Genomic DNA, 13,060 nt, shown 5'->3' with positions numbered 1-13,060 from the left:
AAAAACACTATAATATTTGCTATAATTCTTCTAGCCTATAGTGATTATTCATTGTCTTTATTCACTTTTTCTTTCTCTTCTTCAACTTTGGTTTCTTCTTCTTTTTTTGCTTCAGCACCTGTTCTACTACTCAAAAAGTTTTTAAATAACTCATCGAACTTATTAAACTCTTGAGTGAAAATAATGGCAAGACCGCTAACAATGAGTTGGCCGTCTATAACATTCTCAAACTGATTTCTTCGAAATCCTTTAAGTCTATATTTACCATTTTCGGTTATTAAATACTCTATACTTACATTACCAACTAATGGTGTTGTGCTGCCGTCACCTTGTGTATTACTGCTTCCTTGTACATCTAATTCACTACCTACGCGAACTACTAAGCGGTCGTCTAAAAATTTCTTTTGTGCAGCCACGTCAAGCGTGGTGCGTTCTGTTGGACTGTTTCCTTGATAATCTGTATAACTGTCTAATCCAAAGTCCAGCTCTACACCTGTATTTCCTAAAAGCTTATCGGCATAAACGTTTAACTGGTCACTTAAAGCTTGATTTATGTTATCTCTCGCAATACTTGCTGTACCACCACCACTACCATCACTGCCTGTATCTGGGAAAAAACGGTTAAGAACTAGCAGTGAAAACACTTGCTTATTTAACTCATTTTCTTGCTGATTTAATTGTTGCAAACGTCCATATACTTGACCTCCTATAGCACCTTGCTCATCTTCCGGTAAATTAATATCGAAAGTTAACTTTGGTTCATCTAACTGGCCATCAACATTTAAATACACTAAAAAGGGCAATTCTTGACGGAAACGTTGTTTTGTAGAAATGTCTGCTCCAGATGTTGTGCTTGCCATTAATGCAGAAGCAGATGTTTTAACTCTATATATTGCACTTGCATCTAGAGTTGCATCTAAAGGATCTCCTGCCCAAGTTATAGTACTACCTTTTCTCAGTTCAAAACGGCGTTTTACTAAGTTATATAAACTTAGTTCATAGTGCCCATCATTAACTGTATAGCGACCTGTTAGAGTAGTACGACCATTTGGATAAATATTGAATTTTAAATCGGCATCACCTTGTATACGCAAGTTGTCTCCTGTTTGCTCATCTATAATTACATTTACCACAGCTTCTTTTCCAACTTTTATGTTGGTCTTTATATCGAAACCAGATATTATGGCAGATTCTTCTTCTTGGGTTTGTGTAAGAATTGAGTCTGGATTGTCTTTGTTTACAAAAATAACTACGCCATCTCGACTCTCCACCGCAACTTGACTTGGTGGCAATACATATGTTACATTGGTTTCTGATCCTACATTTAGCGTAGCATTTAGTTTTGGTAGCTCTAAATCACCATTTAAGGTAGCATCTAAATCGAATATTGCAGTACCATAATAAAGATCATTATCTTCTTTTGTTGAATTGAGTACTTTAAAATCTTTTGCCTTAAAACTCAGGTTGAACGCAGGGTTTATTAACGACTCTGTAAATACATCGCCATCTACAGTAAAAGTATTGTTATTTTCATCTGCAATATTGAAATTATCAAAATACAGACCCGCATTATCTAAGCGCAGTGTTTCATTACCTAATTGAAAGCCTGCATTAAGTTGAGCGACGTTAAATTTAGCACCATTAAAATTAAGGTCTCCTTCATATTGAGGATCTGTCGTTGTTCCTGAAACGGCTATATTACCTTTAAAACTACCGCTGGCATTTTTAATTTGCTCTTGACTAAAACCTTCTAAAGCCTCCATTTTAAACTCTTTAATATCTAAGTTTAAATCTAGTTCTGCTCCTGTGGTTTTTGCTAGATAATCTCCTTTTAACTGCAAGTTTACAGCGCCACCGTTTACAAGCATGTCTAGATTGTACTTATCACCACCAGAAGAGTTAGCTTTTAAGGTTAACGTATTTAAATCTACATCCATAACACGAAATCGCTGTATAGATAAATCTGCAAGGAGACCAGATTGCCCAAAGGGTTCTTCTAAAACAACCTCTCCATTAAGTTCTCCTTTTGCCAATACCTCATCTGGGTTTAAGTAACTTAAAATGCTGGAAAGTTTAAAGCCCTTAAAATCTATGCCTAAATGGTCTTTGGTTACGTTAGGTTTCTTGTTGCTTATTGTAACAGATTGCCCTTCATTACTAAGTATAAAATCATCAATATCTAATACATTATCTATATACCTAAGTCTATTATTAGCAGGAATACTCCAAGGTTTGGCATTTAATGTTAGGTCTGAAGGGTTTATATGTACACTTAAACTATCACCTTGTCTAAAAAATTCTGGTTTTAAGTGAATGAGCTTTTCTGTATCATTATAGGCTAAGAAATCTAGCTTTAAGGAATCGTTAGAAACCTCACCTAAAATCTCAGTGCGTTTTATAGCAATAGGTCCAGCTTTTAAAGATTTTAATCCGAAATTGAAGGTTAAGCTGTCTCTCGAAGAGTTTAGGTTAAATGCCAGACTATCTAGTTCATTGTCTGCATAATTTATAAATGGAGCTTCAACTTTTGCGACAAGGTTTCGTTTTTCTGCACTAAAGTTTACATCTATATTAACAGTATCTAGTTGTCGTAAATCTGCTAAAAACACATCTTTTAATACAGGTGCATCGGTTAATTTACTTTTCAGCTTAAGCTTTACAAACTTTAAGCTGTCTGGTAGTTCTTGTTTAGATAGATAGGTGTTTATATGTTCTGTAATTGCAGTAGTTGTTTGTGTTGGGTTTGCATTAGATTCTAATTCTAAATTCAACATCCTGTTATCTACCTTAAGATAGGTTGTATCTGGTCTTACAAATGTATTTGCTGTTAGCTCACCTATGAGATAGGTTTGGTTGTCGTATACACTTACAGCATCGTGAATTGTTGCTCGAGCATCAAACGTATCTGCACTTCCTTCAAAGTTAACATTAAATTGAAACGCCGTTTTAATATTGCGTTTAGTTAGACCGAGTGCCTGCAAATCTGCTCCAACAAGGTCTAAAGTTGCATCTATTTGTGGTGAAACAGAATCTAAAGTCACTATCGATTTTAACTTCAAGTTTAAATTCTCATCCTTGTAGTCTAGGTTAATAGGACCTTGCCCATCTTTTAATTCGCCTTGCAAAGCAATTGTATCATAGGTGTAATTGGCGTATTTAAAGTCTCTAATATTTGCGCTAACATTAGCATTTAACGTATTAACAGTACTACCGCTTCCATTTGCGTTTAGGGTTAAGTTAAGTGTGTTTAGTTGGTCATTCTTTAAAATCTTACCAAGCTTAAGACTATCTGTTTCAACAAAAGCATTAAATGCAATAGCGTTTGAATTCTTAAAGTTTCCATTAATAGTAACATTTCCGTCAGTTGTTACAATTCGAGAATCTGTTGTGATATCATTCAACATACCGCGCAAACTTCCTTTAATCTGAATGTCCTTAGGAATACTTACACCCAAAGAATCTTCAACTACAAATTGGTTTAAATCTGTTTTGGTTGAGTTTACTATATACGTCGGGATATTAAGCTGAAGGTTTTCTACATCTGTAGCATTTTGAATGCGTCCCTTAACTGAAATAGATGTTGAATTCCCCCAATTTATGCGTGCATTAGGAATGTTTACATCACTCAATAACCCATACATCCTTAGAGATCCAGAAATATTTTTTTTACTTAAAGCACGCAAGTATTCGTTTTGTTTTAATTCTGGTTGAAACAGAAAAGCATCATTTACATTAACTATAAGGTTTGGTATATCTAAATTTATAGTTGCATTTTCAGGAGTTTCTATTGCTGAAGCTAAGTTGTTGTAGTCTAACTTTAAGCGACCTCTTAAGAAGTTATTATTTACCTCAAGGTTTAAATCTGAAACAGTAGCTTCTGTATCTGTAACCGTTAAACTTAAATTAGTTTCTTTTAACTGTATGCCAGATGCTTCTGTAAATTGAAGCTTATTAATACTTGCTAATGCAGATTTTTCTTTTAGTTGAAGGTCTTCTGCTTCAAAATTAAAGTCATTAATAATAATGGCATCAGGATTAAATACACCACGTTTAGACACTGCATTATTCTTAAAATAGGATATGTTATTATCACTCATTTTAATACCGTCTACATTTACAGTCCAGATTGGCCACTCAAAAGGTTGTGATACTGTAGGGTTAGAAACCTCATCTGCATCTTCTTGAGTATCCTCTATTTTAAACAAAAGTGAAGTAGAGTTTAATGAAAGCTGAGATACATCGACAGTGTTTTTGAGTAAGTCTGCCTCTTCTAATTTTAAAATTAATTCACCAATATTAGCATCTGCAAATAGTTTGTTAGGAACAGATTCAAAAGTTCCCTTAACTTTTTCTAAGGATAACTTTCCTATAGATATGTAGGGTTTAGGAGACTCATTTAAATCTTCTGTTTCTGGAACACTTTTAGTTTGTGTAAATGAAGCTGCCGTGTTTTTTAGTGAAACATTATCTATCTCAAAACGCATTTGATTTAGATCAAATTCATCCATATCTAGATTAAATTCGCCTAAGTTAAGCTTGCTGTCTATTCCACTTACTTCATCAAAAAATTTTACTCTAAAATCCTTAAAATTAATGGTCCCAATACTAATTTCTGGAAACTGAGCGTCTTTATCTGTTGCAGTTGTTGTGGTATCTGTTGGAGTAAAGGCATTAACTAGAAACTCATAATTAAATCCATTTATGGAGTCTTGTCTAATAATGTTGGCACGTAGGCCTTTCCAGTCTACATTATCTATCCCAATATTTCCATTAATAGCTTCCCAAAGTGGTATGCCGGCTTCTAAAGATTTAGAGTATACAAGTGTGTCTCCTTTTTTATCTTCTAAGTACAAACCATCTAACTGTATGTCGCCATCAAAAGTGATAAAGAGTTTTTCTATATCTACTTTAGTATTTGTTTTATTAGATACATAATTTACAGCCTTGCTTACAATTAGGTTTTGTCCCCATTCACTTCTCACTACTAAAACGAGAATAATAAATAGTAAAATGAGCACAGCTAAGAATTTTAAAAAAATTCTCAATATGCGGTTCCAAAGTGGTCGCTTTTGTTTTGGTGCGTTATGCTCTTTTTCTTTAGTCAAATTTTTAAGCTGATTTACAAGCAAGCAAATGTCTTAAACAATAGGCTATTAAACTGTTTACAAGTTGTTATAATTTATAATTATTTTTTAACAGAAACGGTAGTTTTAAAAGCCTTAACTTTTAAATGAATTGTTTTCGAAAGCAGTACCAACAACAACCATGGTTGCTCCTGCCTTATAAATTTCTCCTATAGTATTGTTATCTCTTAAACCACCACCAACAATAATAGGAATAGAAACTACGCGTGATACTGCTCTAACTATCTCAGGGTTTACAAATTGCTTAGCGCCACTACCAGCTTCAAGGTAAATAAGTTTTTTTCCAGAAAACTCTGCTGCTAAAGCTGTATTTACAATAGCATCAATATTATTTTGAGCCATTGGTTTTGTGTTGCTTACACGCTGTACAGCTGTTTTTATGCCGCCATCTATTAATAAATATGCTGTAGGTATAATCTCTAGGTTAGTCGAAATTAATTTTGGTATAGCCTTAACGTGTTGTTCAATTAAAAACTCTGGATTTCTACCAGATAACAAAGAAAGAAACAATAAAGCATCTGCTGTATTGGTAATTTGAGATGCATCACCAGGAAATAAAAACACTGGTAACGTTGTATGTTGTTTTAGTGCTTTTACTAATGGTTCTGTTTGGTCTTTCTGTACAGTGCTGCCTCCAACAAATATGTGCGTAGTTTGGTTGGGTAGTTTTTTAAGATGTTGCGGTATTTGCTTTGGTTGGGTTTTGTCTGGGTCTATAAGAATTGCAAATAACTCTTGTCCTTCTAAAAAAGCGTTATATAAAGTGTTACTTCTCTGAGGTTTCAATTTAGGCTAAGCTTTAGGTAATGCATATCCACAAGTAAATCCTTCAAACTCTAAAAAATCTATTGTGTATTCTGAGTGGGCATCTTCAAAATTAACTTCAGCAGTTGTTTTCAGGATCTCAAAATCAAAGTCTCTTACATTTATATGTTCTAAAAAGCCAAGACCTTGCTTATTGTAAAGTTTATAAATAGCTTCTTTGGCACACCAAACTATTGTTAGCTTTCGCATGACTGCTTCATCATTTGCCAGAGTTCTGTACTCTTCAATAGGTGTAAATTTTCTAGCTATACGAAGAATTTTCTCGCGCTGTTTTTCAATATCTATTCCTACTGGAGAGTTACCAACTATAATCCCGCTAAAATTGTAACTGTGTGTGATGGAGATTTCTTTTCCATCTTTTAGATGTGGTTTTCCAAACTCATCATAAAACAAATCAAAATCTGTATAACCAGCTTCTAAAAGTAAATGCCTAACACTCATAAAACCACGCTTGTGCAATACAGATTTCATGCCATCTACTCTATTTTGGCAATGTGTTGTTAACTTTACATCTTTAGATAGCCACTCAAAATCCTCTTCAATCTTCCAAATGAGGACTTTAGTAACTTCATCAAGTGTTATAGTTTTATAAAGAGGCATATATTATGATAGGTATTTTGTAATTTTGCGACCGATTTAAAAATCAATAATTAATAACTCCTGAAACGTTTCAGGATATATCAAATATAACAATATGTCTACTAAATCTGTGGCTTACGAGCCTTATAAAGTAAAAGATATGTCTCTAGCGGCTTATGGTCGTCTAGAAATTGAATTGGCCGAAGCAGAGATGCCTGGTTTAATGTCTCTTCGTGAAGAGTATAAAAATGAGCAACCATTAAAAGGAGCTCGTATTGCAGGATGTCTTCACATGACAATTCAAACTGCTGTACTAATTGAAACTTTAGTAGCATTAGGAGCAGAAGTAACATGGAGTTCTTGTAATATTTTTTCTACTCAAGATCACGCTGCCGCTGCAATTGCTGCTGCTGGTATTCCTGTTTATGCTTGGAAAGGTTTAACAGAAGAAGAGTTTAACTGGTGTATTGAGCAGACTTTATTTTTTGGTGAAGAGCGCAAGCCATTAAACATGATTCTTGATGATGGTGGAGATTTAACCAATATGGTTTTTGACCAATATCCAGAACTTGCCGAAGGAATTAATGGTCTTTCTGAAGAAACTACTACAGGTGTGCATAGGCTTTATGAGCGTATGAAGAATGGTACTTTAGTTATGCCAGCTATTAATGTTAATGATAGTGTAACTAAATCTAAGTTTGATAACAAGTACGGTTGTCGTGAAAGTGCTGTTGATGCTGTTCGTCGTGCAACAGATACTATGCTTGCTGGGAAGCGTGTTGTTGTTTGTGGTTATGGTGATGTTGGTAAAGGTACCGCGCAGTCTTTTAAAGGTGCAGGATCTATCGTTACTGTTACAGAAATTGACCCTATTTGTGCGCTACAAGCTGCAATGGACGGTTTTGAAGTTAAAAAACTTGAAACTGTAGTTGGTAATGCAGATATCGTTATTACAACAACAGGAAATAAAGACATTGTTAGAGGTGAGCACTTTGAGGCAATGAAAGACAAGGCAATTGTTTGTAACATTGGTCACTTTGATAACGAAATAGCTGTAGCTTGGTTAAACGATAATCACGGTGATACTAAAGTTGAGATTAAACCTCAAGTAGATAAGTATACCGTTAACGGAAAAGATATTATTCTTTTAGCAGAAGGTCGTTTGGTAAACTTAGGTTGTGCAACAGGACACCCAAGTTTTGTAATGAGTAATTCATTTACAAACCAAACATTAGCACAAATTGAACTTTGGAATAACAAAGATGCTTATGAAAACAAAGTATATATGTTACCAAAGCATTTAGATGAGAAAGTTGCTAAACTTCACCTAGAAAGAATTGGTGTTGAGCTTACAGAATTAAGCAAAGATCAAGCAGATTATATTGGTGTTGAGGTTGAAGGACCTTTTAAACCAGAGTATTACAGATACTAAAACTATCATTTTTATGATTATTAATCCTCGTTTTTAACTAAACGAGGATTTTTTATTCAACAAATATTACTGTCCATTATAAATAATTAAAAAGTGTTAACTTATTTTAGGTTAGGTGGTTAGATATCTATAAAAAGCATATTTTTGCCACAAAAACCCCAATTATAAGGACAAACTCCTTTTTTCTGTTATGTGTTTTTGTTGCAAGCTTAATTTCTTGCTCAGATTCTACAGAAGATTTAGACGTAGATTATGAAGATAGTGCCATAAATAGAGCAGCTTTAATTATTGGAACTTGGCAATTATCTAATCAAACACAAAACGGAGAAACAGTCACGCTTAATGAATGTAACAAAAGCGGCACAATTACTTTTGATGGTGAGCAAGTAACAACCACAACATATAGAATAAACTCAGACACAGAAGACTGTAATTTAAACAGTACAAAGTCTTTACTGTATGAGTTTGAAGCAGATGATGCTTTATTATTTATTGAAAACCAAAATCAATCTCAAATTGAGATAGGTATTATAAACGATAGTATTTTAAGCCTTATAGAAGAAGGTTACACATCTTCTGGAGAACTTATTTCTTTTGAAACTACATTTACCAGATAGTTTCTCTTTATAAAACGTATTAAAAAAGCTTCTATCATCTTTATGGTAGAAGCTTTTTAAGTTTTAATAATCTTCAAACTTTGATAAGCCTAAACAACAACGTACCTTTGAAGCTTCAATTTAGTAAAGACCATTATGTTACAAGTCAACAACATTAGAGCGCACAAAGACGCTTATATCACAGCTTTAAAAAAGAGAAATTTTGATGCCACTTCATTATTTGAAGATGCTTTAAAATATGATGATATGCGCAAGGCTTCTCAAACAGATTTAGATGCTGTTTTGGCAGAAAGCAATCGCCTTTCTAAAGAAATTGGTATGTTGTTTAAAAGTGGTGAGCACCAAAAAGCAAATGCTGTAAAGGCGCAAACTGCAAACTTAAAAGAAAACTCTAAGCGACTACAAGATGAACTTCGTGACGCTGAAGAAAAGTTGCAAAATATCTTATTTGAGATTCCTAATATTCCTAATGATCTTGTTCCTGCAGGTGTAGATGAAGCAGATAATGAAGAGGTCTTTAATGAAGGTGCTGTTCCTGTATTGGCAGAAGGCTCTCAACCACACTGGGAACTTGCAAAAAAATATGACATTATAGATTTTGAGCTTGGTAATAAAATTACAGGTGCAGGTTTTCCTGTTTATAAAGGTAAAGGAGCTCGTTTACAACGTGCTTTAATAAGTTATTTTTTAGATAAGAATACTGCTGCCGGATATAATGAAGTACAAGTACCACATTTGGTAAATGAAGCATCTGGATTTGGTACTGGGCAGTTACCAGATAAAGAAGGACAAATGTATGAGGCTACTGTAGATAAGTTATTTCTTATACCAACTGCAGAAGTACCTATAACTAACTTATACCGTGGCGATTTATTAGATGAAAAAGATTTACCTATAACTCACACAGGTTACACACCTTGTTTTCGTCGTGAAGCTGGAAGTTATGGGGCACACGTTAGAGGCTTAAACAGGTTACATCAATTTGACAAGGTAGAGATTGTACGTATTGAAAAAGCAGAAGACTCTTATGCAGTTTTAGACCAAATGGTAGAACATGTAAAAGACATACTTAGAGAGCTTAAATTACCATTTAGAATTTTAAGACTTTGTGGTGGTGATCTTGGCTTTACAAGTGCTTTAACCTATGATTTCGAAGTGTTTTCTACAGCACAAGACCGTTGGTTAGAAATTTCTTCTGTCTCAAACTTTGAAACCTTTCAAGCTAACAGATTAAAGCTTAGGTATAAATCTGCAGATGGCAGTAAGCAATTAGCACACACCTTAAACGGTAGTGCTTTAGCATTACCAAGAGTACTTGCAGGTATCTTAGAAAATTATCAAACACCAGATGGTATAAAAATTCCAGAAGTACTAGTGCCTTATTGCGGATTTGACGTTATAAACTAATACCGTAATTGCTTCGGCTTAGTTTTTGATTTATTTCCTTTTTCAAATGTGTATCTTTAGCCTATGCGTTACCTTATATTCTTTGTTCTGCTATTTATAAATCTAGCTGTTCTCGCACAAAATGAACAGTTGGCAAGAAACTATGTAGAGCAAGGTGAATATGCAAAGGCAAAAGCCATCTATGAAAAGTTGTATAAAAAACAAAAGTTTAATACAACCTATTTTATGGGGTTGGTCAATGCGCATCAGCAATTAGAAGAATATAAGGAAGTAGAAAGCTTACTTTTAGAAAAGATTAAGCAATCGCCTCAATTTCCAAACACTTATATAGAGTTAGGGCATAATTATGAGCTTCAAGATAAAATTACAGAAGCTAATACTTATTATCAAGAAGCTTTGGCGCTAATAGACCAAAATCCTAATAGCGCTTATATTATTGGGTCTACCTTTCAAAAGTACAATAAGTTAGATGAGGCTATTACAGCTTACGAAAAAGGGATGACTTTAAACCCTAAGTCTAATTTCGACATACAATTAGCAAGACTTTATGGCGAACAAGGTAATATCGAGAAGATGTTTAATAGTTACCTAGATTTAGTTAATAAAAACCCTCAATACATGATAACTGCTAATAGAAATATAGAGCAGTTTATAAGTGAAGATCCATATAATGACGGCAATGTTATTTTAAAGACCTTATTACTAAAAAGGCTTCAGCAAGATCCCAAAGTTTTGTATAATGAAATGCTTAGTTGGTTATTTATTCAACAAAAAGAATATAAAAAAGCATTTCTTCAAGAAAAAGCGGTGTATTTAAGAACTCAAGAAACTTTGGAAGGCATAATTGATGTTGCCCTAATAGCTATTGAAGATAACGATAATGATGCCGCAAGAGATATTTTAAGCTATATAGTTGAAGAAGCAAGATTACCAGAAACCAAACTAAGAGCACACGAGTTAAAATTAGGATTAGATATTAAAAATGCAACACCTAAACATTGGGATGATATAGAAGATGAGTTTTCTTCTTTGTTTCAAGCTTACGGTAAAAGCATTGAAACCATGTCGCTACAAATTGCTTATGCTAATTTTTTAGCCTTTAAAAAGGAGCAAACTGCAAGTGCTATCTCAACTTTAAAAAACTTACTAGACCAAGATAAAAATAGATTTCAGGAAGCGACAATTAAAATGGCCTTGGCAGATATTCTTGTTCTAGATGAAAAATTTAACCAAGCATTAATTTACTATTCTCAAATTCAGAACATTGTAAAAAATAACACCTTATCTCAAGAAGCACGCTTTAAGGTTGCTAAAACAAGTTACTATAAAGGCGATTTTTCTTGGAGTGAAACTCAACTAGATGTTTTAAAAGCCTCGGCATCACAACTTATAGCAAACGATGCTATGGAGTTAAGTTTACTTATAAAAGACAACTCTCTAGAAGACAGCACCCAAACTGCGTTAAAAAAGTTTGCAAAAGCAGACCTATTAACTTTTAAAGGGAAAAATGAAGCTGCCATTGCGGTGCTTGAGGAGATTTTAATACAGCATAAAGGTGAAAAAATTGAGGACGAAGCGCTGCTAAGACAAGCAAACCTTTTTATTGAAGCTAAAGAATTTGAAAAAGCAGAAGCCAATTATAAAAAAATTATAACCTTTTATCCCACAGATATATTAGGCGATGATGCCTATTATGGCTTAGCAAAATTATATGATGAACACCTTGCAAGACCAGAAGATGCAAAAGCAAATTATGAAAAAGTAATTTTTGACTATGCGGATAGTATCTTTTATGTAGATGCAAGAAAACGTTACCGCACTTTGCGTGGTGACGCTATAAACTAAACAACCTTATGATTATTTACAACGTTACCACAAACGTAGAAGAAAGCGCTCACAACGAGTGGATACAATGGATGCAGAAAGAACACATCCCTATGATGTTAGACACTAAAAAGTTTTCAAGAGCCATTATGTCTCGTGTTCTTGTTGAAGAAGAAATGGGAGGTTTTACATACTCTGTACAGTATTTTACAGAAGATAAAGCTATGTTAGATCGATATTATAGTGAAGATGCAGATAGATTAAGGAATGAAAGCAAACGCTTTGCAGGTAAATTTGTATCCTTTAGGACAGAAATGGAAGTTGTAGGAGAAGCTATGGCTCAAGCAAAATAAGCAACATCTTAAAACTACAATGTGAGCGATCCGGTAAGAGCAAAAAAACATTTAGGTCAGCATTTTTTAAACGATGAAGAAACAGCCGAGAAGATTGGTAATACTTTATCATTTAAAGGTTATGATCACGTATTAGAAATAGGACCTGGAACAGGTGTGCTTACAAAGTACCTTTTAGAAAAAGATTTAGCATTAACCGCTATGGATCTTGATCAGGAATCTGTCGATTATTTAAAAGATCATTTTAGCATAGAGCATGCTAGTAAGATTTCAAGCAAATCATTTCGTGTATTATATGCAGATTTTTTAAAGTATGATTTGTCTCAATTGTTTGGTGATGAACAATTTGCCATAACAGGAAACTTCCCTTATAATATTTCTACTCAAATAGTTTTTAAAACATTAGAGCTTAGAGATCAAATTCCAGAGTTTACAGGAATGTTTCAAAAAGAAGTTGCAAAACGTATCTGTGAGAAAGAAGGATCCAAAGCATATGGTATTCTTTCTGTTTTGGCACAAGCATTTTATAATGCCGAGTATTTGTTCACTGTACCACCTACAGTATTTAATCCGCCGCCAAAAGTTGAAAGTGGTGTGTTAAGACTCACAAGAAAAGAAGACTACAGTTTAAATGTAGATGAAAAGTTATTTTTTAGAGTAGTAAAGCAAGCATTTCAGCAACGAAGAAAAACACTTAGAAATAGTTTAAAGACCTTTCAACTTTCAGATGAGTTACGCGTTAATGATATTTTTAACAAACGCCCAGAACAGTTATCTGTAGCAGCCTTTTTAGAGTTAACTGCACTTATTCAAAAAGATTTAACGGTGTAATTAAAAAGAGATAGTCACTAACTCCTATTCACTATATTTGTAATCGCA

Annotated in this window: 8 protein-coding genes and 1 pseudogene; 6 read left to right on the top strand and 3 right to left on the bottom strand. The window is 33.8% G+C overall.

Annotation, left to right across the window (positions count from 1 at the left end; all coding sequences use genetic code 11):
• Positions 1-44: 44 nt before the first annotated feature.
• The 3 genes from CL818_RS04720 to CL818_RS04710 all read right to left on the bottom strand — a co-directional run bounded on the left by CL818_RS04720 (position 45) and on the right by CL818_RS04710 (position 6,569).
• On the bottom strand, positions 45-5,105 hold the full coding sequence (locus tag CL818_RS04720) for a translocation/assembly module TamB domain-containing protein (protein ID WP_286971935.1): 5,061 nt from the start codon (positions 5,103-5,105) through the stop codon (positions 45-47).
• 114 nt (positions 5,106-5,219) lie between these two features.
• Positions 5,220-5,930, bottom strand: a complete 711-nt coding sequence (locus CL818_RS04715) for a phosphoglycerol geranylgeranyltransferase (RefSeq protein WP_272972791.1) — start codon at positions 5,928-5,930, stop codon at positions 5,220-5,222.
• Positions 5,931-5,936: 6 nt separating this feature from the next.
• A complete protein-coding gene (locus tag CL818_RS04710) occupies positions 5,937-6,569 on the bottom strand; it encodes a 4'-phosphopantetheinyl transferase family protein (RefSeq protein ID WP_013186523.1) in 633 nt (210 codons plus the stop codon).
• A 94-nt stretch (positions 6,570-6,663) separates the two neighbouring features.
• Between CL818_RS04710 and ahcY the strand changes: the two genes are divergently transcribed.
• The 6 genes and pseudogenes from ahcY (at position 6,664) to rsmA (ending at position 13,012) form a co-directional block, all read left to right on the top strand.
• Positions 6,664-7,980 carry an adenosylhomocysteinase gene (gene ahcY / locus CL818_RS04705; protein WP_013186522.1) on the top strand — a complete coding sequence of 439 codons (1,317 nt, stop codon included), beginning with the start codon at positions 6,664-6,666 and terminating at the stop codon, positions 7,978-7,980.
• A 125-nt stretch (positions 7,981-8,105) separates the two neighbouring features.
• Positions 8,106-8,522: pseudogene (locus CL818_RS13530) on the top strand (lipocalin-like domain-containing protein); the annotation flags it as partial.
• Between the two features lie 210 nt (positions 8,523-8,732).
• Positions 8,733-10,004 carry a serine--tRNA ligase gene (gene serS, locus CL818_RS04700; protein ID WP_272972792.1) on the top strand — a complete coding sequence of 424 codons (1,272 nt, stop codon included), beginning with the start codon at positions 8,733-8,735 and terminating at the stop codon, positions 10,002-10,004.
• Positions 10,005-10,067: 63 nt separating this feature from the next.
• Positions 10,068-11,849 carry a tetratricopeptide repeat protein gene (locus CL818_RS04695; protein WP_272972793.1) on the top strand — a complete coding sequence of 594 codons (1,782 nt, stop codon included), beginning with the start codon at positions 10,068-10,070 and terminating at the stop codon, positions 11,847-11,849.
• A gap of 8 nt (positions 11,850-11,857) precedes the next feature.
• Complete coding sequence (locus CL818_RS04690; protein WP_013186518.1) at positions 11,858-12,181, top strand: DUF4286 family protein; 324 nt, start codon at positions 11,858-11,860, stop codon at positions 12,179-12,181.
• Between the two features lie 21 nt (positions 12,182-12,202).
• Complete coding sequence (rsmA, locus tag CL818_RS04685; RefSeq protein ID WP_272972794.1) at positions 12,203-13,012, top strand: 16S rRNA (adenine(1518)-N(6)/adenine(1519)-N(6))-dimethyltransferase RsmA; 810 nt, start codon at positions 12,203-12,205, stop codon at positions 13,010-13,012.
• Positions 13,013-13,060: the final 48 nt, after the last annotated feature.

The organism is Croceibacter sp. (genome assembly GCF_002716225.1).
GTDB classification, from domain to species: Bacteria; Bacteroidota; Bacteroidia; order Flavobacteriales; family Flavobacteriaceae; genus Croceibacter; species Croceibacter atlanticus.
Note: the sequence above shows the minus strand (reverse complement) of the source record. Positions and strands in the feature narration are given on the sequence as shown.

Coding starts and splice junctions, on each gene's coding strand:
- CL818_RS04710 (WP_013186523.1), bottom strand. CDS start 6,569: ATGCCTCTTTATAAAACTATAACACTTGATGAAGTTACTAAAGTCCTC.
- CL818_RS04695 (WP_272972793.1), top strand. CDS start 10,068: ATGCGTTACCTTATATTCTTTGTTCTGCTATTTATAAATCTAGCTGTT.
- CL818_RS04690 (WP_013186518.1), top strand. CDS start 11,858: ATGATTATTTACAACGTTACCACAAACGTAGAAGAAAGCGCTCACAAC.
- serS (WP_272972792.1), top strand. CDS start 8,733: ATGTTACAAGTCAACAACATTAGAGCGCACAAAGACGCTTATATCACA.
- ahcY (WP_013186522.1), top strand. CDS start 6,664: ATGTCTACTAAATCTGTGGCTTACGAGCCTTATAAAGTAAAAGATATG.